Below are 20,915 nucleotides of genomic sequence, written 5' to 3'. Positions count from 1 at the left end.
GGCCTGATCGAACAGTGCCTATCGGGTGCGCCCCGGCGCAGACGGCCGCGACGGCGACGACGGAGTCGTCAGGTCGATCAGCCGGCAGACCGTCTCGATGTCGATCTTCACCTGGGCGATCGACGCACGCCCCGACAGCCAGGTGATCAGCGCGGAGTGCCAGGTGTGCTCGATCACGCGGACCGCGGACAGCTGCTCCGGCGTCGGGTTCTCCAGGCCCATCGCGTCCAGGATGATCGCTGTCGTCTGCCGGGAGACCGTGTCCACTTCGGGGCTCACGCTGCGGTCCGCGAAGGTCAGCGCCCGCACCATCGCGTCCGCGAGATGCGGCTCGCGCTGCAGCGCGCGGAAGGCCCGCATCAGCGTCTCGGAGACACGCTCCGCCGCGCTGTCGCCGGCCGGGGGGCGTTTGCGCAGCGTCGTGTGCATCTGCTGGAGCTGGTCCTGCATCGTGGCGACCAGCAGATGGATCTTGGACGGGAAATAACGGTAGAGCGTGCCGAGCGCGACCCCGGCGGCCTCGGCGACCTCGCGCATCTGCACCGCGTCGAAACCGCCGCGGCTGGCCAGCTGCGCGCTGGCGTGCAGGATGCGACGGCGGCGCGCCTCCTGGCGTTCTGTCAGGGGCGGCGACGCAGGCCCCGCCGACTTGGCTTCCGCTGTCATATGTCCCGTTCCATGCACGAGTCCGGATCGCACAGCATGCCAGTGTGTCTGTCGTGGCGCGAATCACCTGATCCGGCCCTTACAGCTGCGCTACCTGCCGGTAGATTCGAAGCTCCTTGAGCGATCAAGTCTGAAACTTGTTCTAGATTAGCGTGAGCGGTTACGCTCCGGCGAAACGCAGTGAGAAGGGGGCCGTGGGTGACCGCTGAGGCCATAGAGGCCGGCCCTCGTACGGGTCGGTCCGGTGGCGGTGACGAGCCGCTGCGCATCGCGCTCCTCACCTACAAGGGCAACCCCTTCTGCGGCGGCCAGGGCGTCTACGTACGCCACCTCTCGCGCGAACTCGCCCGCCTCGGGCACAGCGTCGAAGTGATCGGCGCACAGCCCTATCCCGTACTCGACGAGGGCGTGCCGCTCACCGAGCTGGCCAGCCTCGACCTGTACCGCAGCCCCGACCCCTTCCGCACCCCCAAGCGCGGCGAGTACCGCGACTGGATCGACGCGCTCGAAGTCGCGACGATGTGGACCGGGGGTTTTCCCGAGCCGCTGACCTTCTCGCTGCGCGCGCGGCGTCATCTGGTCGCGCGGCGCGGCGAGTTCGACGTCGTCCACGACAACCAGACTCTGGGCTACGGGCTGCTCGGCGACCTCGGCGCGCCTCTGGTCACCACGATCCACCACCCCATCACCGTCGACCGGCAGCTGGAGCTCGACGCCGCGGAGGGCTGGAAGCGGCGGGCCTCCGTACGCCGTTGGTACGGCTTCACACGGATGCAGAAGCGGGTCGCCCGACGGCTGCCGTCCGTACTGACCGTCTCCGGTTCCTCGCAGCAGGAGATCGTCGACCACCTCGGTGTGCGTCCTGAGCGCGTCCGGGTCGTCCACATCGGCGCCGACACGGATCTCTGGTCGCCCCACCCGGCGGTGGCCGAGGTGCCGGGGCGGATCGTCACCACCTCCAGCGCGGACGTTCCGCTCAAGGGCCTCGTGCACCTGGTCGAAGCACTCGCGAAGCTCCGTACGGAGAACCCGGCCGCGCACCTCGTCGTCGTCGGCAAGCGGGCCGAGGACGGGCCGGTCGCGCAGCTCATCGAGCGGTACGGGCTCAAGGACGCGGTCCGGTTCGTCAAGGGCGTCACCGACGCGGAGCTCGTCGACCTCGTACGCAGCGCGCAGATCGCGTGTGTGCCGTCGCTGTACGAGGGCTTCTCGCTGCCCGCGGCCGAGGCCATGGCGACGGGGACGCCGCTCGTCGCCACGACCGGGGGCGCGATCCCGGAGGTCTCCGGGCCGGACGGGGAGACCTGCCTGGCCGTCCCGCCGGGCGACGCGGGCGCGCTCGCCGCGGCGCTGGGCCGGCTGCTGGAGGACCCCGAACTGCGGTCCCGGCTGGGAAGAGCCGGCCGGGAACGGGTGCTGGCGCGCTTCACCTGGGCGAGGGCGGCACAGGGAACGGCGGAGCTGTACCGCGAGGCGATCGGGGCACGTGGTTTCGCGGCGCGGGACCTCGCGGCTCGGGAGGTCGCGCGGTGACGGTGATCCGGCGCCCCGCTGCTCCTCCCCGCTCCGCGGTCGGGCTTCCGGGCCGCTCCGCGGCCACAGACGCGGGCCGCCGGCCCACGGTCCGGGCCTGCCCGGCCACCGCCCGCCGGGCCACCGCCCCGGCAACTCGAACCACCCCCGACCGCGAAAGCAGGTCCACGTGCTGACCGTCGACTTCTCCCGCTTCCCGCTCGCCGCAGGCGACCGCGTGCTCGACCTCGGCTGTGGCGCCGGGCGGCACGCGTTCGAGTGCTACCGGCGCGGCGCCCAGGTCGTGGCCCTCGACCAGAACGGCGAGGAGATCCGCGAGGTCGCCAAGTGGTTCGCCGCGATGAAGGAAGCCGGTGAGGCTCCCGAGGGCGCCACCGCCACCGCCATGGAGGGCGACGCACTCAACCTCCCCTTCCCCGACGAGTCCTTCGACGTCGTGATCATCTCCGAGGTCATGGAGCACATCCCCGACGACAAGGGCGTCCTCGCCGAGATGGTCCGGGTGCTGAAGCCCGGCGGACGGATCGCCGTCACCGTGCCCCGCTACGGGCCCGAGAAGATCTGCTGGGCGCTCAGCGACGCGTACCACGAGGTGGAGGGCGGCCACATCCGCATCTACAAGGCGGACGAGCTGCTCGGCAGGATGAAGGAAGCCGGTCTGAGGCCGTACGGCACGCACCACGCGCACGCGCTCCACTCGCCGTACTGGTGGCTCAAGTGCGCGTTCGGCGTCGACAACGACAAGGCGCTGCCGGTCCGCGCGTACCACAAGCTGCTCGTCTGGGACATCATGAAGAAGCCGCTGGTCACGCGGCTCGCGGAACAGGCGCTCAACCCGGTCGTCGGCAAGAGCTTTGTGGCGTACGCGACCAAGCCGCACCTGCCCGCGGTGGCTGCCAAGTGACGTCTGTCGGGCGTACGGAACACCTCGTCCTGCCCGGAGTGCTCACCGCCGAGCAGGCCGCCGAAACGGTCGCGGGCATACGCGCGATGCAGCGCGAGGACGGTGCGATCCCGTGGTTCAGGGGGCACCACCTCGACCCCTGGGACCACACCGAGGCGGCCATGGCGCTGGACGCGGCCGGTGAGCACGAGGCCGCGGCCCGCGCGTACGAGTGGCTGCTGCGGCATCAGAACCCGGACGGGTCCTGGTACGCGGCCTACCACGACGGCGAGGCCGGCCGCCCCACCGACCGCGGCCGCGAGAGCAACTTCTGCGCGTACATCGCCGTCGGCGTCTGGCACCACTATCTGGCCACCGGGGACGAGGCGTTCCTCGACCGGATGTGGCCCGCCGTGTTCGCGGCGATCGAGTTCGTGCTGGAGCTCCAGCAGCCGGGCGGCCAGATCGGCTGGAAGCGCGAGGCGGACGGCACGCCGGTCAACGACGCGTTGCTGACGGGCAGTTCGTCCGTCCACCAGGCGCTGCGGTGCGCGCTGGCGATCGCCGAGGAACGCGAGGAGCCGCAGCCGGACTGGGAGCTCGCGGCGGGCGCGCTCGCGCATGCGATCCGCAGGCACCCCGAGCGCTTCCTCGACAAGAGCCACTACTCCATGGACTGGTACTACCCGGTCCTCGGCGGCGCGCTGTCCGGCGCCGAGGCGAAGTCCCGTATCGAGGAGTCCTGGGACGACTTCGTGGTGCCGGGCCTCGGCGTGCGGTGTGTGCTGCCCAACCCGTGGGTGACCGGCGGCGAGAGCTGTGAACTGGCCCTGGCGCTGTGGGTGATGGGGGAGTCCGACCGGGCGCTGGAGATCCTTCAGTCCGTGCAGCACCTGCGGACCGAGGGCGGGATGTACTGGACGGGTTACGTCTTCGAGGGCAACCGGGCGGTGTGGCCGGAGGAGGTCACGACGTGGACGGCCGGTGCGCTGCTGCTGGCGGTGGCGGCGCTCGGGGGAGACGAGGCGACGGTTGCGGTGTTCGGCGGCGAGCGACTGCCGAAGGGGCTTGCGCCGGGGTGCTGCTAACCCCGAACTGGTGGCCGCGCTTCGCGCGTGTCCTCAATCGCCGGCGGGGCTGATGTGTGCGGCCTTGCCGCACACATCAGCCCCGCCGGCGATTGAGGCGCGGGGTCTGGGGCGGAGCCCCAGAATAGGCCCCGCGCAGCGGCACCCCCCCGCTCCCCACTACCTCCGCAGGCGACCCGCCACCGCGTGGCCCACGAACAGGTACACCACCGCCGCCAGCCCGTACCCGGCGACGACCCGCGCCCACGCCTCGTCGAACGTGAACAGGTCGTAGGACCAGCCGGCCAGCCAGCGGGCGGTGTCCTGGATGAAGCTCACCAGGTCGTTGGCGCGGTTGGCGTCCAGTAGGTACATCAGGATCCAGAGGCCGAGTATGACGGCCATGACATCGGCCACGATGGTGATGACCTTCGCAGCCTGCAGCGTTCCGTTTCGACGACTAAGGCTCATACACATCGGGTTGCCGCTTGTGAGTGTGTGAAACCTGGACAGTCACCGACTGGTGTTCAGCTACGAGTTGAGCTCGGCCAGCACTCGCAGCGTCTGAGGGTCCGGCGCGGTCACCAGCAAGTCCGTGACCGGGCCCTTGCGCCACAGTTCCAGCCGCTCAGCGATCCGGCCGCGCGGTCCGACGAGGGAGATCTCGTCGGCGAAGGCGTCGGGCACCGCCAGCACGGCCTCTTCCCGGCGGCCTTCGGCGAACAGTTGCTGGATGTGCCGGGCCTGCGACTCGTATCCCATGCGCGCCATCAGGTCGGCGTGGAAGTTACGGGCCGCATGGCCCATGCCGCCGATGTAGAAGCCGAGCATCGCCTTGACGGGCAGCAGTCCTTCGGCGACGTCGTCGCAGACCTTGGCGCGGGCCATGGGGGCGATCAGGAAGCCTTCCGGAAGGTCGGTGAGCGAGGCTTCGTACACGTCCGTCCGCAGCGGGGACCAGTACAGCGGGAGCCAGCCGTCGGCGATGCGCGTCGTCTGGGCGATGTTCTTCGGGCCCTCGGCGCCGAGCAGCAGCGGCAGTGAGGCGCGCAGGGGATGCGTGATCGGCTTGAGGGGCTTGCCGATGCCGGTGGCGTCGTCGCCGCGGTACGGATGGGAGTTGTAGCGGCCCGCAAGCTCAACGGGCGCCTCGCGCCGCAGCACTTGGCGGATGACGTCGACGTACTCGCGGGTCGCCGTCAGTGGGCTCTTGGGGAATGGACGCCCGTACCAGCCCTCCACGACCTGCGGTCCCGACAGACCGAGCCCGAGCATCATCCGGCCGCCGGAGAGATGGTCGAGGGTGAGCGCGTGCATGGCGGTGGCCGTCGGCGTGCGGGCGGCCATCTGCGCGACCGCAGTGCCGAGGCGGATCCGGGAGGTGTGCGCGGCGATCCAGGTGAGCGGGGTGAAGGCGTCGGAGCCCCAGGCCTCCGCCGTCCACACGGAGTCGTAGCCGAGGCGTTCGGCCTCGCGGGCGAGTTCCAGATGCGCGGGGTCGGGGCCGCGGCCCCAGTAGCCGAGTGCGAGGCCGAGTCGCATGGCGATCCCTTCTGACGGTATGTCAGGTCACGCCGGACTGTACGACAACGGCCCCTCGCCCGGAAGGGCGAGGGGCCGTGCTCGACCGGCGCGCGAGATCAGCCGCGCTGGATGCCGCTCGTGTCCTGAAGGACACCCCGGCGGCCGTCCTGCGTCTGGGCCACCAGGCCCGGACCGCGCTGCTCGACCGCGAGGTACCACGTGCCGGGCGCCAGTTCGGCGATCGGGCTCGGCGAACCGTCCTCGCCGAACAGTGGACGGGCCACCGGCACCGCGAACCAGAACGGCGTGAAGTCGGACGGAGCGCCCGCCTGCTGCGGCGCGGCCGGAGCCGGCTGCTGCTGACCCGGCTGCGGCTGGCCGCTGTAGGGCTGGGGGTGACCCGGCTGAGCGCCGTAGGGCTGCTGCTGGGCGCCCGGGTAGCCGTAGCCGGCTCCGGGAACGCCCTGCTGCGCGCCGTACGGAGTCGCCGGAGGCTTCGGGGCGCCCATGAGCGGCGCCTTGAACGCCGGGACGAGCAGCGAGCAGACCGCGCCGGCCGCGAGCGCGAGCGCCGCGATGAAGCCGAGGATGAGGCCGGTGCCCGCGTCGATGCTGCTGCCGACGTCGAGTGAGCCCGCCGGGTCGAAGATCGCGCCGAGCGAGCTCCATGCCGTGAAGAGCGCCATGGCGACACCGAGCTGGCCGAGGTCGAGACCGATGACCTTCGGCGGCTGCGGCAGCCCGCGCGAAACGACGATCAGTGCCGCGCCGATGATGCCCGCCAAGTAGACACCCAGGAGCAGGGACCCGTTGTCCCAGGCGGTCGGCACGTCGTCGCAGTTGGAACCGGAGCAGTCGAACGTGTCGAGGAACGAGGCGATGAACAGCAACACCGCTGCTCCGATCACCACGCCATCGCCTCGAGTGAGGGAGCGGATGTTCACGTAAAAGTCCTTCGTCGGTCGTCTCATCGGGGCGGTCGTCGCTGCCGCCGGTACGGCGGTGTGCACGGCGCGGAGCGCGGGGGTGGCTCCCCATCGTAAAGGTGAATGTATCGTCTGCCCGATGCGGCCGTCTGCCGGGTATCGCAGTTACCCCTGGAGGTAGCCGGCGATGCCGTCCGCCATTCCCTGAGCAGCCAGTTGGCGCCACTCCGAGTCTTTCAGCAGGGCGGCATCCTTCGGGTCGCGCATATTGCCGCATTCGATGAACACCTTGGGCACGGTGGACAGATTGAGGCCGCCGAGATCCTTGCGCACATCCAACCCGGTACCGTCGCCGATGTAGTTGGAGGGTGCGCTGCCGGTCGCCCGTACGAACCGTCCGGCGATCCTTGTCCCCAGTTCACGCGAAGGGCCCACGATGTTCGTTGTGTCCGCGGCACCCGCCTTGACCAGGGCGGGAAGGATGACATGGAAGCCGCGGTCGCCGACGGACGCGCCGTCCGCGTGGACGGAGACGACGGCGTCGGCCTTGGCCTTGTTGCCGATCCGGGCGCGCTCGTCGACGCAGGGTCCGAACGCCCGGTCGTTGTCATGGGTGAATTGAACCGTTGCGCCCTGCTTTTCCAGCAGCCTGCGAAGACGCTGTGAAACATCGCGGGTGAATTCGGCCTCGGTGTAGCCGTCAACGGTAGCCGTGCCCGTCGTGTCGCATTCCTTGCGATTGGTTCCGATGTCCACGAGCTTGTTGATCTCGCTCGTGTGCTGGAAATTGCCGGGATTGTGCCCCGGGTCGACGACCACGACCTTTCCGGACAGCGGCCCCGTCGCGCCGTTCTTCCCGCCCGAAGGCTTCGAGGGCGACGTCGACGGCGAGGTGCCGGGGGAGGGCGCGGTGGCCGTCGGGCCGCCCGGCTTGCCCGCGGTCGTCGGCGTGCTCGGCAGCGGCAGCGCCTTCGGTGGCTCGTTCTCCTCCGGGCCGCTCATCGTCTGCCACACCAGCCACCCCGCCAGGGCGGTCGGCACCAGCGCGGCGATCGCGATGATGAGATTGCCCCGGCCGCTACGGCGCGGCCGGGCAGAAGGCTGGTTCTCGTCGTACGACACGCTCGCGATGCTAGCTGGGCCTCAGATCCCAGGCCCGGTACGACGCAGGACGCGCAGCGAGTCCGTCACCGAGACCTCCGTGAACGCCCCGGACGCGAGTGCCCGCAGGTACACCCGGTACGGCGCCTGGCCGGTCCACTCGTCGACCGGGTCGGGGAACACGTCGTGGATCACCAGCAGGCCGCCCTCGGCGACATGCGGCGCCCAGCCCTCGTAGTCCCCCGCCGCGTGCTCGTCGGTGTGCCCGCCGTCGATGAAGACCAGGCCAAGTGGCGAACCCCACACCTTCGCAACCTGCGGCGACCGGCCCACGACCGCGATGACGTGGTCCTCAAGACCGGCCCTGTGCAGAGTGCGGCGGAAGGTGGGAAGCGTGTCCATACGGCCGACCTCCGGGTCCACGGTCTCGGGGTCGTGGTAGTCCCAGCCAGGCTGCTGTTCCTCGCTGCCCCGGTGGTGGTCGACCGTGACGGCCGTCGTGCCCGCCTCACGCGCGGCGTCGGCGAGCAGGATCGTCGAGCGCCCGCAGTACGTGCCCACCTCAAGGAGCGGGAGGCCAAGTCCGCCCGCCTCGGCGGCCGCGGCGTACAGGGCTAGCCCTTCCCCCACCGGCATGAAGCCCTTGGCGGCCTCGAAGGCGGCGAGGGTCTCCGGCTTGGGCGCGGCGGCCATGGTTCCTCCTGGTCGTACGGGTGTCCGGCCGCCCATCGTGCCTCACGCGTCGCACTCGAACCACATCGTCTTGCCGCCCGGCACCGGGATCACACCCCAGCGGTCGGTCACCGCCTCGACGAGCATCAGCCCGCGCCCGCCCTCGTCGAGCTCGTCGCCTCCGCACCCGGGGCGCACCGGGCGGGGACAGCGCGGGTGCTCGTCCCCGACCTCTACCCGCAGCCCGTCCGGCCGCCGCAGGATGAGCAGCGTGCACCGCCTGCCGGGCACATGCCGCACCACATTGGCGACCAGCTCGGTCAGCGCCAGCTCGGCGGCGTCGCTCAGGCCCGGCATCTCCCAGCGGGTCAGGAACGCCCGCAGGATGCGCCGCAGATGCCGCGCCGAGTGCTCACCGAGGGTGAAGCCCGCGCGGTAGCTCTCGCTGATTTCCGCTGGTGGGCAGTCAGTTACGTGATTCATGTCACCAGGGTGCGGTGACCCGGTTACTGTCGGCTACGACTGGAAACGAACGCCGCGAGGCGTGAGCTTGGGGGTGACCGCCGCGTGGTCAACATCCGCGATCTCGATCCCAGCGCATCGCCGCTGGACTACTACGGCTCCGAATTGCGGCGCCTGAGAGAGGATGCCGGGCTGAAGCAGGGCGAGCTGGGCGTCAGTGTCTTCTGTACGGCCTCGCTGATCGGCCAGATCGAGACGGCGAGAAAGGTGCCGACGCGGGACTTCTCGGAACGGGTGGACGCGGCGCTGGGGACGGGCGGGGTGTTCTCGCGGCTGGTGGGGCTGGTGCTGCGCAGCCAGTTGCCGAGCTGGTTCCAGCCGTACGCCGAGATGGAGGCGAAAGCGGCGTACATCTCCACGTATCAGGCGCAGTTGGTGTACGGCTTGCTGCAGACGAAGGACTACGCCCGGGCGGTGCTTGCGACGGGGCTGCCAGGAAGCCTGGACGAGTTGGTGGCGGCTCGGATGGAGCGACATCGGATCCTGGGCCGGGAGCATCCACCGATGGTCTGGGTGGTACTGGATGAGGCAGCACTGTATCGGCCGATCGGCGGCCCAGAAGTCATGCGGAACCAACTCGCCCACTTGTTGAGTCTCCGCGAGAAACGCTGGGTGAGGATCCAGGTGCTGCCCTTCGCGGCCGGCGAACACGCAAGCCTGATTGGTTCGTTCAATACCTTGCGGTTCGACGACGATCCGGACCTCGTCTACACGGAGGACCTCATCTCGGGGCACATGACCGCCAACCCCGACACCGTCAAGGAAGCCGCGCTTCGTTACGCTCACGTGCAGGCCGCTGCCCTCTCCGTAGAGGATTCAGCGGCACTGATCACCCGCGTAATGGAGGAACGTTATGGGCACCAGCCAGGACCTGACGGGCGCGCGGTGGCGTAGGTCCAGTTACAGCGGAAATACCGGCGGCGACTGCGTCGAGTGCGCCCCCCTCGGCGCCGCCGCCTGGCATAAGTCGACGTACAGCGGAAACACCGGCGGCGAGTGCATCGAGGTCGCCGCCCAGCCCTGTCGTATCGCCGTCCGCGACTCCAAGAACCCCGACGGCCCCGCCTTCACCGTCACGCCCGCCGCCTTCGCGGCCTTCGTTGCGAGCATCCGCATCTGACCTTCCGTCAGATTGGAACGTGTTCTAGTCTGCCCGCATGGGCATCGGAATCACGCAGGATCAGCGTGCGCTGGCCGAGTCGGTACGCGGTTGGCTGGCGCGGGCCGTACCGCCCGAGGCCGTGCGGAAGCTGCTCGACGCTCCCGGTGACGGGACCGGGCGGCCCAGGTACTGGGACGCCGCCGCCGAGCAGGGCATCCTCGGCCTGCATCTCGCCGAGGAGCACGGCGGCGGTGGCGGGACGGTGCTCGACCTCGCCGTGGTCCTGGAGGAGACGGGCCGGGCCGCGCTGCCGGGGCCGTATCTGCCCAGCGTGCTCGCGGGGGCGGTGCTGGCCCGCGCCGGCAGAGGCGATCTGGCGGGCGCACTCGCGGGCGGCGAGCGCATCGGGGCCGTAGCACTCGATCCCGGGACGCTCACCGCCACCAAAACCCCGGACGGCTACCGGCTCGACGGCACCGCACCGCCCGTGCTCGGCGGCGGGCAGGCCGATCTGTTCGTACTCGAAACCCCCACGGGCCGGTTCGCGGTGGACGCGGATCAGCTCACCGTCCGCGTGCACGAGAGCGCCGACCCGACCCGGCCCACCGCCGAGGTCACCGCGCACGGCGTGACCGTGCCCCCGGACCGCGTGCTGGACATCGACGCCGAACTCGTACGGGACCTCGCCTGCGTGCTGTACGCGGCAGAGGCGTGCGGAACCGCCGCCTGGGCGCTGCACACCGCGGCCGAGTACGCGAAAGTGCGCGAGCAGTTCGGGCGGCCCATCGGGCAGTTCCAGGCGGTCAAGCACCTGTGCGCCGACATGCTGCTGCGCGTCGAGCAGGCCCGCGCGCTCGCCTGGGACGCGGCACGCGCGGTGGACGAGACCGAAGAGGTGCGTGGGCTCGCGGCAGCACTGGCGGCGAGTGTCGCGCTGGACGCCGCGTACTCCTGCGCCAAGGACTGCATTCAGGTGCTCGGCGGGATCGGCTTCACCTGGGAGCACGACGCGCATCTGTATCTGCGCCGCGCCCTTGTCGTACGCCAGTTGCTGGGACCGGGCGACAGCCATCGGCTGCGGGCGGTCCGGCTCGCGGCGGGCGGGGCGCGGCTGGAGCTGCGGCTGGAGCTGCCGGCACAGGCCGCGGCATACCGGCCACCGGCCCGCGCGGCGGCACAGAGCGTACGAGGGCTCGACCCTGCCGCCGTACGCAGGGAGCTCGCACCCACCGGGTACGCCGCGCCGCATCTGCCGGAGCCGTACGGACTAGGGGCGGGAGCCGTCCAGCAACTCGTCGTACAGGAGGAGTTACTGGCCGCCGGGGTGCAGGTGAGCGACCTCGGGATCGCGACATGGGTGGTGCCTTCGCTCCTCGCGTACGGGACGCCCGCGCAGCAGGAGCGCTATCTGCGGCCGACACTGCGCGGCGAACTGCGCTGGTGCCAGCTGTTCTCCGAGCCGGGCGCCGGATCGGACCTGGCGAGTCTGCGCACCAGGGCCGAGAAGACCGCGGACGGCTGGCTCGTCAGTGGCCAGAAGGTGTGGACGAGTTCCGCCCAGCAGGCCGACTACGGCATTCTGCTGGCCCGTACCGACCCAGAGGCCCCCAAGCACAAGGGGCTCACCTACTTCGTCGTCGACATGAAGCGGACGGACGGAATCGACATCCGGCCGCTGAGGGAGATCACCGGGGACTCCCTCTTCAACGAGGTGTACTTCGACGGTGCGCTGCTGCCTGACGACGCGGTCGTGGGGAAGATCGGCGAGGGCTGGAAGGTCGCCCGCAACACCCTCGGCAACGAACGCGTCCACATGGCCGACCAGCTGGCCTTCGACACGGGCCTTGAGGCACTGCTCACCCGGGCGCCCGGCCTGGGCGGCGCGGAGCGAGTGCGGATCGGGGCGCTGGCCGCCGAGGCGCACGCCCTCGCCTGTATCGGGCTGCGGACCACGATGCGGCAGGTGTCCGGGCTCGAACCGGGCGCGGGCGCGTCCGTACGCAAGCTCGTCCAGACCGTGCACCAGCAGAAGACCGCCGAGCTCGGACTCGAACTGCTGGGTCCCGGGGGCGCGTTGGGTGAGGGCATGGGCGCGCGGGCCGTGCACGGCTTTCTCATGTCGCGCTGCCTGACCATCGCCGGCGGCACCACACAGGTACAGCTCAATGTCGTCGCCGAGCGCATCCTCGGCCTGCCCAGGGACTGAGAGGGAAGCCATGAAGGCGTACATCGTCGGGGTCGGGACGACGAAGTTCGAGAAGCCCGAGTCGAGGGACTGGCAGTACTGGGACATGGCGAAGGAGGCGGGGACGCGGGCGCTCGCCGACGCCGGGGTTGCGTACGCGCTTGTCGAGCAGGTGCCCGTCGGGTACTGCTTCCAGGCGTCTACGGCGGGCCAGCGGGCGGTGTACGAACTCGGCCTGACCGGCGTGCCCGTCTACAACGTCAACAACAACTGCGCGACCGGCTCGACGGCGCTGATGATGGCGCGGCAGTTCGTCGAGGGCGGTATCAGCGACTGCGTACTGGCGCTCGGCTTCGAGAAGATGACCCGCGGCGCGCTGGGCGCCGGTTCCGGCGGGGGAGACTTCAGCGCCTCGCCCGTCGCCCGGCACTACGGTGTCATGGCTGCCGCCCACGGCTTCGAGATGTCTCCGCCCACCGCGCAGATCTTCGGCAACGCCGCCCGTGAGCACATGGAGCGGTACGGCACCACAGAGGCGCAGCTCGCCGCCGTCGGCGCCAAGAACCACCGGCACTCGGCGAACAACCCCGACGCCCAGTTCCAGGACGTGTACTCGGTCGACGAGATTCTCGCCGCGAAGACGATCCACCGGCCGCTGACCAAACTCCAGTGCTCGCCCACGTCGGACGGCGCTGCCGCGGCCGTCGTCGTGTCCGAGCGCTTCGTCGTCCGGCACGGGCTGCACGACCAGGCCGTGGAGATCGTCGCCCAGGCCATGACCACCGACACCGAGGAGTCCTTCGCCTCCGGCTCCTGTATCGACGTCGTGGGCAAGCCGATGTCGCGTCAGGCGGCGCGGAGCGTGTACGAGAAATCCGGGCTCGGCATCGAGGACGTCGACGTCATCGAGCTGCACGACTGCTTCTCCATCAACGAGCTGCTGACGTACGAGGCGCTCGGCATGTGCGCGGACGGCGAGTCCGGCAAGCTCGTGGAGAGCGGGGCGACGACGTACGGCGGCCGGTGGGTGGTCAACCCCTCCGGCGGCCTGATCTCCAAGGGGCATCCGCTCGGCGCGACCGGACTGGCCCAGGCGGCCGAAGTGGTCCGGCAGGTGAGAGGAGAGGCGGGCCCGCGGCAGGTGGCGAACGCGCGGGTGGGGCTCGCGCACAACATCGGGCTGGGCGGGGCGGCGGTGGTGACGCTGCTGCGGAAGAGCTAGGGTCTGTCGTTCGGATCTTGCCGGGCTCGCGTGCCCTGGCACGCACATCTGCTGCGTTGTCGTCAGTCGCCTACGCTCCGCGTGGGCTCTCCCCCTGCCTTCGGCGGGGGGACCCCCATCCTCCGCCTTGCATCTGCACGCGCCAGACCCCGCTCACTGATCCGGCCTGATCCAAACGACAGGCCCTAGGGTCTGCCGGCCCCTGCCCGCCCCGCTGCTGGAGCACCTCGTCAGTGGAGTGACCAGGTCGGCGGACGGTCACCGGGGTGCTGTTGTCGGACAGGTTCGGCCGTTGTGAAGCCATTAAGTGACATGTCGCAGCAGACGCGGTCCAGGTGTACTGGGATGAGCCGATTCACGGTAGTCGGCACGTCTGGGGCGGACATGAGTGACTTTGTTGGAGCAGCAGCATCGGCGCGGTCCGGGGACGCGGCGGCCCGGAAGCTTTGCCCGTGTCGTGCCGAGGCTCACGAGGGCGAGCCGGGAGGTGCCGAGGATCGGTTCCGGGGCCTGCTGGAGGCGGCGCCGGACGCCATGGTCATCGTTGACGACAGCGGGGTCATCAAGCTGGTCAATGCGCAGACTGAAGCTCTGTTCGGGTATCAGCGTGAGGAGCTGCTGGGTCAGCCTGTGGAGTTGCTTGTCCCGGGGCGTTTTCGTGCGCATCACGCGGAGCATCGGGACAGTTATGCCGACAACCGTCAAGTGCGTCCCATGGGTGCGGGGTTGGAGCTGCACGGGCTGCGCAAGGACGGTACTGAGTTCCCTGTCGAGATCAGCCTCAGCCCGCTGGAGACCAACGGCGGGCTTCTTGTGTCCGCCGCCGTCCGTGACGTCAGCGACCGCAAAGCCGCCGAGGATCGGTTCCGCGGGCTGCTGGAGGCGGCGCCGGACGCCATGGTCATCGTTGACGACAGCGGGGTCATCAAGCTGGTCAATGCGCAGACCGAGGCTCTGTTCGGGTATCAGCGTGAGGAGCTGCTGGGTCAGCCTGTGGAGTTGCTTGTCCCGGGGCGTTTTCGTGCGCATCACGCGGAGCATCGGGACGGCTATGCCAACAATCGTCAAGTGCGTCCCATGGGTGCGGGGTTGGAGCTGCACGGGCTGCGCAAGGACGGTACTGAGTTCCCTGTCGAGATCAGCCTCAGCCCGCTGGAGACCACGGACGGACTCCTTGTGTCCGCCGCCGTCCGCGACGTCAGCGACCGCAAAGCCGCCGAGGAACGCATCGCCGAACTCGCCGCGCTCGTCGAGTCCTCCCAGGACGCGATCCTCGCCACGACCCTCGACGGCCACATCACCTACTGGAACGCCGCAGCCCAGCGGCTGTACGGCTACACCCCGGCCGAGGTCCTGGGCCAGCACGTGTCCCTGCTCGCCCCGCCCGAACGCCGGGACGAGATCACCGCACTCATGGAGGAGCTGCGCAACGGAGAGAGGGTCGAGCACTTCGAGACCCTGCGCCTCACCCGCTCCGGCAGCCTGCTGGACGTCGACATCACCCTCTGGCCCACCCGCGCGGCCAACGGCACCGTCACCGGCGCATGCGCCATCGTCCGCGACATCAGCGACCGCAAGCAGGCCGAGGCCGAACTGACCGTCCTCTACGAGCAGCAGCGACACATTGCCCTCACCCTTCAGCGCAGCCTGATGGGTACCCCGCCCGCCATCCCGGGCCTGGCCACCGCCAGCCGCTACCGGCCCGCCACCCAGGGCGCAGGGGTCGGCGGCGACTGGTTCGACCTCATCCCGCTCGGGGCCGGCCGGGTAGGCGTCCTGATCGGCGACGTGATGGGCCGTGGCCTGGAAGCCGCCGCCGTCATGGGCCAGTTGCGCTCCGCCGCGCACGCCCTGGCCAAGACCGGCATGCAGCCCCGCCAGCTCATGCAGGCCCTGGACACCTGCGTCGCCGACCTGGACGTCCCCGACCAACTGGTCACCTGCTGCTATCTGGTCATCGCCGCCGACGCAGGCGAGGTCACGGTCTGCTCGGCCGGCCATCTGCCCACCCTGATAGCGACTCCGGGCGAGGGCGCCCAGGCGCTCCCGGCACCCGTGAACGCGCCCCTTGGCGTCGGCGGCGTCCTCTACCAGCAGTCCAGCGCCGTCATCCCGCCCGGCGCCACCCTCGTCCTCTACACCGACGGCCTGATCGAAACCCCCGGCAGCGACATCGAGGACCAACTCGCCCAGCTCACCGCCACCCTGAGCGACCTCTTCGCCGCCACCCCCGATCTGGAGGGCGCCGCCGATCACGTCCTGGCCGCCCTGCTGCCCGACGCCGAGGGCCACAACGACGACGTCACCCTGCTGCTGACCCGGCTGCCCGAGGCGCCCCTGGCCTCCGTCACCATCGACCTGCCCGCCATCCCGGAGTCCGTGCCCGAGGGCCGCGCCTTCCTCAGCAAGGCCGTCACCTCCTGGGACTGCACCGAGGCCGAGGACGAGGCACGGCTCCTGCTCTCCGAGGTCCTGACCAATGCCGTCCAGCACGCCCAGGGACCCATCGGCCTGCACCTGCGCCGCACGACGGCCGATCTCACCGTCGAGGTCAGCGACCGCAGCCCCCATCTGCCCCAGCCCCGGGTCGCGGCCGAGGACGAGGAGTCCGGCAGGGGACTGATCCTCGTCCGTGCTCTTGCCGACAGCTGGGGAGTGCGTCCCACCGACGAGGGCAAGACGACCTGGTTCACCCTCGGGCTGCACGAGAGAACGATCGTGCCCTGAACCGGGCCCTGAACCGGGGGCAAGCCCCGGGCCCTGAACCCGGGGGCAACCCCCGGATCGCCGTAGGGGAGCGGCGGTATGTCCTCGAACGCCGGACGGGCCGAGCGTGCGGCCCAGCCGCGCAGTCTGCCCTACAGCCAGCCCTGCTGCCGTGCGGCCCGAACCGCCTCCATGCGGTTGCGGGTGCCCGTCTTGCCGATCGCCGACGACAGATAGTTCCGTACTGTCGACTCGGACAGATGCAGCGTCCCCGCGATGTCGGAGACCGTCGTCCCGTCCACCGACGCGTTCAGGACGTCCCGCTCGCGCGCCGTGAGCGGGCTCGGGCCCGCGCTCAGGGCCGCCGCGGCCAGGGCCGGGTCGATGACCGTCTCGCCGGTCAGGACCTTGCGGATCGCCGCGGCCAGTTCCTCCACGGGGCCGTCCTTGACCAGGAAGCCCGCGGCTCCGGCTTCCATCGCGCGGCGCAGATAGCCGGGGCGGCCGAAGGTCGTGAGGATCAGTACCCGGCAGTCGGGGACCTCGTCCCGCAGGTCGGCGGCCGCGTCGAGGCCGCTGCGGCCGGGTAGTTCGATGTCGAGGAGGGCCACGTCCGGGCGCGTGGTGAGCGCGGTGTCGACGATGGCGTCGCCCCGGGCGACCTGTGCGACGACCTCGATGTCCGGTTCGAGCCCGAGGAGCAGCGCGAGTGCGCCGCGCATCATGCCCTGGTCCTCGGCGAGGAGTACGCGTACGGACTTGGCGGGCCGGTGATCCTGAGGCATCTCTTCCACGACGTAAGGGTAGGGCGGATCAAGGACTTCGGCGGTCATGCGTAGCAGGTCAAAGCGGTCGCGGGGCGGGGACGATCAGCAGCTCGGCGCCGACTGGAGTGCATCCACGGGGAGTTGGGCCCGCACCAGGAAGCCGCCCTTGGGAGACGGGCCCGCCTCCAGGGAGCCGCCCGAGGCGGAGAGGCGTTCGCTCAGCCCCTTCAGACCGGTGCCGCCGGGCGAGGCAGGCGCCTTGGCGCCCCGCCCGTTGTCGGCGACGGTGAGCCGCACCCGCTCCGGGGTGCCCTCCAGGGTGATCTCGCAGTGGGCAGCGTTACTGTGGCGTACCGCGTTGGTCACCGCCTCGCGCACCACCCAGCCCAGCAGCGCCGCCGTCTGGGGCGCCGGCGGCGGGCCCGACTGGCGGACCACCGGTTCGATGCCGGCGGCCGTGAGCGCCGAGCGTGCCCGGTCGAGTTCCGTCGCGAGGCTGCCCTCGCGGTAGCCGGTGACTGCCTCACGGATCTCGGTGAGGGCCTGGCGGCCCACCGACTCGATGTCGCTGATCTGGACGAGCGCGGCGTCCATGTCGCGAGGAGCCAGGCGGCGTGCGGCCTCCGACTTGACCACGATCACCGAGAGGGTGTGGCCGAGCAGGTCGTGCAGGTCGCGCGAGAAGCGCAGCCGTTCCTTCTCGACCGCGGCGCGTGCCAGTTCCTGCCGGGTCTCCCGCAGTTCCCGCACGGTCTCGGACAGCGCGAGGATCGCGGCGGTCACCATGCCGGAGATGAACGTCCCGTACGCGACATTGACCGCGCCCCAGCCGTCCCGCACCCCGGCGATCACCCCGGCCAGGGCGCTGAGCCCCAGCACGGTGGGGCCGAGCCGCCGCCCCCGTACGACCGAGCCGACGGCCAGGCCGAGGAGGGGGAAGAAGAGCAGCCAGCTGCCGCCGTACCCGATGGCGAGGCCGCAGGTGACCGCGGTCATCGCGACGAGCAGCCACCGGGTGGCGGGTGCTTCACGTGCCTCCTTCCTGAAGGCGCGGAACACCACGGAGATATAGAGGGAGTTGAAGACCAGCAGGCCGATGCCGCCGATCCAGGGGTTGGGAGTCTTGCCCTGGAGGAGGTTGGAGAAGGCGCCCATCCCCATCAGCAGCCAGGGCAGCATCGCGAAGCCGCCCGGCGGACCCATCTCCTCGGCGCCCCGCTGCCCGGAGTACCGCCTGTTCCTCCAGCGCATGATCGCTCCCCCCTGTGCCGCTGGCCTCGTCACGCCGTCCTCGCGGCCCGACGGTATGAGATCACCGCGTACGACCCGAACACCAGCAGCCAGACACCCAGCACGGCCACCGTCATCGGCCCCGGTGCGCTGCCGTGCGTCGTGGACCAGCCCAGATCCGCGAAGCGGTTGGCCGGGGTGTACCGCGACACCGATTGCAGCCAGCCGGGGAACAGGGCAGAGGGGAACCACAGTCCGCCGACGACCGAGAGCCCCAGATTGCAGGCCATGTTCACCACCCCCGTCGTCTGCGCGGAGAGCCGGTAGCCGTTGCCGAGCCCGAGCAGTGTGAAGGGAAGGGCACCGAGCCAGAGCAGCAGGGCGAGCGCGGCCCACTGCCAGGCATCCAGCCGTACGCCGTTGACCAGACCGCCGGCCGCCAGGACGGCGACGATCGCGGGCAGTACGGTCACCGAGCCGGTGGCCGCGCGCCCGGTGACGACCTGGCGCGGGCTCATCGGCGTGATCCGCAACTGCCGCAGCCAGCCGAGGGCCTTGTCCTCGGCCACCCCCGTCCCGGTGGACAGGGCCGCGCCGAGCGCTCCGTACGCCGCCATGCCGACCATGGAGGCGGTCTTCCACTGGGGGTCGTTCTCGCCGAGGTTGGTGAAGAGCAGGTACATCATCACCGGCATCGCGACGCCGAAGACGACGAAACCGGTGTCGCGCAGCGTGCGGCGGACTTCCAGGGACACGTAGGCGATGATCATCGTGCTGTCTCCAGTGCGGCCGGGGCGGAGGTGAGGGCCAGGTAGGCGTCTTCGAGTGAGACGGGGGCGACTTCGAGGCCGCGGATCGCGTCCAGCCGGGCGAGTGCGGCGACCGTCGCGTCGGAGTCCTGTGTACGCAGCCGGGCACGGTCGCCCCGGACCTCCACGGAGACGACGCCGGGGAGCCGGGTGAGCCCTTCGGTGCCCCGGCCCGCCAGGTCGAACGAGACCAGATTGCCGCCGTTCGCGCGCTTGAGCTGATCGCTGCTGCCGTCGGCGACGATCCGGCCGCGGTCGACGACGACGATGCGGTCGGCATTGGCGTCGGCCTCCTCCAGATAGTGGGTGGAGAAGAGCACGGTGTTGCCGCGGGCGGCAAAGCCGCGCATGGACGTCCAGAAGGCGTGCCGCGCCTCGACATCGAGCGCCGCGGTCGGCTCGTCGAGGACGATCAGCTCCGGATTGCCCGCCAGCGCGACGGCGAAGCGGACGCGCTGGACCTGGCCGCCCGAGAGCCGGTCGGCGCGGCGGTCCGCGAGTTCGGTGAGCCCGGCCAGCTCCAGCGCCTCGGCGACCGGCAGCGGGCGCGGGTAGGTGCGGGCCACGAAGGTGACCACCTCGCGCACGGTCACGCGGGGGATCGGGCGGCCGTCCTGGAGCATCGCGCCGACCCGGCCCGCCGCGACGGCGTGCCCGGGGGCGCGGCCGTAGACCTCGACCCGGCCGGCGTCGGGCTCGTTCAGGCCGAGCATCAGGCTGATGGCGGTGGACTTGCCCGCGCCGTTGCGGCCGAGCAGGGCGACCGTCTCGCCGCGCCGGATGCCGAGGTCGATGCCGTCGACGGCGCGCACCTCGCCGAAGACCTTGGCCGCCCCGGCGAAGCTCACCGCCACGGCGGTGTCGTGTGTCTGCGTCATACGGATCACGCTACGGAGGGGTCGGAGGGTCCCGGCAGATGCGCTTGTACGGACTCGGCGGTGACAAATGTCCTGGGTGCGACACGGGATCTGACATGCAGTCAGCGGTCTTCACAAGTACTGGGGGCTGCGTTATACATAGGGGCCACCGACCCTAGAACGCGTTCTAGAACCGGCGTCCGGGCCGGTCCCGTACGACCTCGGTGCGGCCGACGGTGCGGACGGCCGCGCCGGGGTCTTCCCCTCGTCAAGGAGCAGCAACCCCATGCCCATTGATGCCGCCAAGGCCGTCGCAGCCGAACCCCGCAGCGCCGAAATCCGCTGGGACCGCAAGGACGTCCTGCTCTACCACCTCGGCCTCGGCGCGGGCCTGCCCGCCACCGACCCCGGCGAACTGCGCTACACCCTCGAATCGAAGCTGCACGTACTGCCCAGCTTCGCCACCGTGGCGGGCGCGGGCCTCGGCGTCGTCGGCGGACTCGGCGGCCCCTGGCTCGACATCGACCTCGCATCCGTACTCCACGGCGGACAGACCATCCGGCTGCACCGGCCCCTCCCGGTCGAAGGGAAGGTCGTCTCGACCTCACGCGTCGCCGCCGTCTACGACAAGGGCAAGGCCGCCGTCATCGTCCTGCGCACCGAGGCCGCCGACGGCGACGGGCCGCTGTGGACGAGCGACTCCCAGATCTTCGTACGCGGAGAAGGCGGTTTCGGCGGCGAGCGCGGACCGTCCGTACGCGCGGAGCAGCCGGAACGCGAGCCCGACAAGACCGTCGAACGCAGGATCCGCGAGGACCAGGCGCTGCTCTACCGGCTCTCCGGCGACTTCAACCCCCTTCACGCCGATCCCGAGTTCGCCGCCCGCGCGGGTTTCGACCGGCCCATCCTGCACGGGCTCTGCACGTACGGAATGACCCTCAAGGCGGTCGTCGACACCCTCCTCGGCGGGGACGTCGGCCGCGTCCGCTCGTACACCACGCGCTTCGCGGGCGTTGTCTTCCCCGGCGAGACCCTGCGTATCCGGATGTGGCAGCAAGACAGCAAGGTCCTGGTGTCGGTGACAGCAGTGGAACGGGACGACGCCCCGGTCCTCGCCGACACCATCGTGGAAACGTCCTGAAG

At 70.6% G+C, this 20,915-nt stretch carries 20 protein-coding genes and 1 pseudogene; 10 read left to right on the top strand and 11 right to left on the bottom strand.

What is annotated here, in order from left to right; genetic code table 11:
- Positions 1–18: 18 nt before the first annotated feature.
- Positions 19–666, bottom strand: a complete 648-nt coding sequence (locus FBY35_RS28380; RefSeq protein ID WP_142216810.1) for a TetR family transcriptional regulator — start codon at positions 664–666, stop codon at positions 19–21.
- 198 nt (positions 667–864) lie between these two features.
- Here FBY35_RS28380 and FBY35_RS28375 point away from each other — a divergent pair, with 198 nt between their 5' ends.
- From FBY35_RS28375 to FBY35_RS28365, 3 genes are all read left to right on the top strand, one after another.
- Positions 865–2,199, top strand: coding sequence for a glycosyltransferase family 4 protein (locus FBY35_RS28375; RefSeq protein WP_142216809.1), 1,335 nt, complete (start codon positions 865–867; stop codon positions 2,197–2,199).
- Between the two features lie 169 nt (positions 2,200–2,368).
- The gene (locus tag FBY35_RS28370) at positions 2,369–3,103 is read left to right on the top strand and encodes a class I SAM-dependent methyltransferase (RefSeq protein ID WP_142216808.1); all 735 of its coding nucleotides are present in this window, start codon (positions 2,369–2,371) and stop codon (positions 3,101–3,103) included.
- Entirely contained in the window at positions 3,100–4,170 is a 1,071-nt protein-coding gene (locus FBY35_RS28365; protein WP_142216807.1) for a prenyltransferase/squalene oxidase repeat-containing protein, read from the top strand. The genes FBY35_RS28370 and FBY35_RS28365 overlap by 4 nt, the downstream gene beginning before the upstream one ends.
- Positions 4,171–4,329: 159 nt before the next feature.
- Here the strand turns inward: FBY35_RS28365 and FBY35_RS28360 are convergent, their stop codons facing one another.
- The 6 genes from FBY35_RS28360 to FBY35_RS28335 all read right to left on the bottom strand — a co-directional run bounded on the left by FBY35_RS28360 (position 4,330) and on the right by FBY35_RS28335 (position 8,855).
- Complete coding sequence (locus tag FBY35_RS28360) at positions 4,330–4,620, bottom strand: hypothetical protein (protein WP_142216806.1); 291 nt, start codon at positions 4,618–4,620, stop codon at positions 4,330–4,332.
- A 60-nt stretch (positions 4,621–4,680) separates the two neighbouring features.
- A complete protein-coding gene (locus FBY35_RS28355; protein ID WP_142216805.1) occupies positions 4,681–5,691 on the bottom strand; it encodes an LLM class F420-dependent oxidoreductase in 1,011 nt (336 codons plus the stop codon).
- Between the two features lie 98 nt (positions 5,692–5,789).
- Complete coding sequence (locus FBY35_RS28350; RefSeq protein WP_142216804.1) at positions 5,790–6,617, bottom strand: hypothetical protein; 828 nt, start codon at positions 6,615–6,617, stop codon at positions 5,790–5,792.
- Positions 6,618–6,764: 147 nt separating this feature from the next.
- Positions 6,765–7,721 (bottom strand): N-acetylmuramoyl-L-alanine amidase, encoded by a 957-nt coding sequence (locus FBY35_RS28345; RefSeq protein WP_260848840.1) that lies wholly within the window; start codon positions 7,719–7,721, stop codon positions 6,765–6,767.
- Between the two features lie 21 nt (positions 7,722–7,742).
- Positions 7,743–8,393: a class I SAM-dependent methyltransferase gene (locus tag FBY35_RS28340; RefSeq protein WP_142216803.1), complete on the bottom strand. Its 651-nt coding sequence runs from the start codon at positions 8,391–8,393 to the stop codon at positions 7,743–7,745.
- Between the two features lie 42 nt (positions 8,394–8,435).
- The gene (locus FBY35_RS28335) at positions 8,436–8,855 is read right to left on the bottom strand and encodes an ATP-binding protein (RefSeq protein ID WP_142216802.1); all 420 of its coding nucleotides are present in this window, start codon (positions 8,853–8,855) and stop codon (positions 8,436–8,438) included.
- Positions 8,856–8,939: 84 nt separating this feature from the next.
- On the opposite strand from FBY35_RS28335, the gene FBY35_RS28330 reads away from it, so the two are divergent.
- From FBY35_RS28330 to FBY35_RS28310, 6 genes and pseudogenes are all read left to right on the top strand, one after another.
- A complete protein-coding gene (locus tag FBY35_RS28330; protein WP_142216801.1) occupies positions 8,940–9,788 on the top strand; it encodes a helix-turn-helix transcriptional regulator in 849 nt (282 codons plus the stop codon).
- Positions 9,748–10,014, top strand: coding sequence for a DUF397 domain-containing protein (locus FBY35_RS28325; protein ID WP_142216800.1), 267 nt, complete (start codon positions 9,748–9,750; stop codon positions 10,012–10,014). The genes FBY35_RS28330 and FBY35_RS28325 overlap by 41 nt, the downstream gene beginning before the upstream one ends.
- 37 nt (positions 10,015–10,051) lie before the next feature.
- A complete protein-coding gene (locus tag FBY35_RS28320) occupies positions 10,052–12,202 on the top strand; it encodes an acyl-CoA dehydrogenase (protein WP_142216799.1) in 2,151 nt (716 codons plus the stop codon).
- A 10-nt stretch (positions 12,203–12,212) separates the two neighbouring features.
- Entirely contained in the window at positions 12,213–13,403 is a 1,191-nt protein-coding gene (locus FBY35_RS28315) for a lipid-transfer protein (protein WP_142216798.1), read from the top strand.
- A 312-nt stretch (positions 13,404–13,715) separates the two neighbouring features.
- Positions 13,716–14,252 (top strand): annotated as a pseudogene (locus FBY35_RS38140) (PAS domain S-box protein); the annotation flags it as partial.
- Between the two features lie 24 nt (positions 14,253–14,276).
- Positions 14,277–16,130, top strand: a complete 1,854-nt coding sequence (locus tag FBY35_RS28310; protein WP_399209503.1) for a PAS domain S-box protein — start codon at positions 14,277–14,279, stop codon at positions 16,128–16,130.
- Between the two features lie 131 nt (positions 16,131–16,261).
- Here FBY35_RS28310 and FBY35_RS28305 read toward each other — a convergent pair whose 3' ends face one another.
- From FBY35_RS28305 to FBY35_RS28290, 4 genes are all read right to left on the bottom strand, one after another.
- The gene (locus FBY35_RS28305; RefSeq protein WP_142218213.1) at positions 16,262–16,894 is read right to left on the bottom strand and encodes a response regulator transcription factor; all 633 of its coding nucleotides are present in this window, start codon (positions 16,892–16,894) and stop codon (positions 16,262–16,264) included.
- 84 nt (positions 16,895–16,978) lie between these two features.
- Positions 16,979–18,127: a sensor histidine kinase gene (locus FBY35_RS28300; RefSeq protein WP_142216796.1), complete on the bottom strand. Its 1,149-nt coding sequence runs from the start codon at positions 18,125–18,127 to the stop codon at positions 16,979–16,981.
- 29 nt (positions 18,128–18,156) lie between these two features.
- Positions 18,157–18,876: an ABC transporter permease gene (locus tag FBY35_RS28295; protein ID WP_399209009.1), complete on the bottom strand. Its 720-nt coding sequence runs from the start codon at positions 18,874–18,876 to the stop codon at positions 18,157–18,159.
- Positions 18,873–19,793 carry an ABC transporter ATP-binding protein gene (locus FBY35_RS28290; protein ID WP_186357085.1) on the bottom strand — a complete coding sequence of 307 codons (921 nt, stop codon included), beginning with the start codon at positions 19,791–19,793 and terminating at the stop codon, positions 18,873–18,875. Before FBY35_RS28290 ends, FBY35_RS28295 begins: the two co-directional genes overlap by 4 nt.
- Before the next feature lie 265 nt (positions 19,794–20,058).
- On the opposite strand from FBY35_RS28290, the gene FBY35_RS28285 reads away from it, so the two are divergent.
- Positions 20,059–20,913 carry a MaoC/PaaZ C-terminal domain-containing protein gene (locus tag FBY35_RS28285; protein ID WP_142216795.1) on the top strand — a complete coding sequence of 285 codons (855 nt, stop codon included), beginning with the start codon at positions 20,059–20,061 and terminating at the stop codon, positions 20,911–20,913.
- Positions 20,914–20,915 lie beyond the last annotated feature (2 nt).

Source organism: Streptomyces sp. SLBN-118 (assembly GCF_006715635.1).
Lineage (GTDB): Bacteria > Actinomycetota > Actinomycetes > Streptomycetales > Streptomycetaceae > Streptomyces.
The sequence above is the reverse complement of the archived record's forward strand: the minus strand, read 5'-3'. Positions and strand labels throughout refer to the sequence as shown.

Bases quoted from the DNA above. Each gene is read 5' to 3' on its own strand.
- FBY35_RS28300 (WP_142216796.1), bottom strand. From the start codon at position 18,127: ATGCGCTGGAGGAACAGGCGGTACTCCGGGCAGCGGGGCGCCGAGGAG.
- FBY35_RS28355 (WP_142216805.1), bottom strand. From the start codon at position 5,691: ATGCGACTCGGCCTCGCACTCGGCTACTGGGGCCGCGGCCCCGACCCC.
- FBY35_RS28325 (WP_142216800.1), top strand. From the start codon at position 9,748: ATGGGCACCAGCCAGGACCTGACGGGCGCGCGGTGGCGTAGGTCCAGT.
- FBY35_RS28360 (WP_142216806.1), bottom strand. From the start codon at position 4,620: ATGAGCCTTAGTCGTCGAAACGGAACGCTGCAGGCTGCGAAGGTCATC.
- FBY35_RS28380 (WP_142216810.1), bottom strand. From the start codon at position 666: ATGACAGCGGAAGCCAAGTCGGCGGGGCCTGCGTCGCCGCCCCTGACA.
- FBY35_RS28285 (WP_142216795.1), top strand. From the start codon at position 20,059: ATGCCCATTGATGCCGCCAAGGCCGTCGCAGCCGAACCCCGCAGCGCC.
- FBY35_RS28305 (WP_142218213.1), bottom strand. From the start codon at position 16,894: ATGCCTCAGGATCACCGGCCCGCCAAGTCCGTACGCGTACTCCTCGCC.
- FBY35_RS28335 (WP_142216802.1), bottom strand. From the start codon at position 8,855: ATGAATCACGTAACTGACTGCCCACCAGCGGAAATCAGCGAGAGCTAC.
- FBY35_RS28315 (WP_142216798.1), top strand. From the start codon at position 12,213: ATGAAGGCGTACATCGTCGGGGTCGGGACGACGAAGTTCGAGAAGCCC.
- FBY35_RS28295 (WP_399209009.1), bottom strand. From the start codon at position 18,876: ATGATCATCGCCTACGTGTCCCTGGAAGTCCGCCGCACGCTGCGCGAC.
- FBY35_RS28340 (WP_142216803.1), bottom strand. From the start codon at position 8,393: ATGGCCGCCGCGCCCAAGCCGGAGACCCTCGCCGCCTTCGAGGCCGCC.
- FBY35_RS28290 (WP_186357085.1), bottom strand. From the start codon at position 19,793: ATGACGCAGACACACGACACCGCCGTGGCGGTGAGCTTCGCCGGGGCG.
- FBY35_RS28320 (WP_142216799.1), top strand. From the start codon at position 10,052: ATGGGCATCGGAATCACGCAGGATCAGCGTGCGCTGGCCGAGTCGGTA.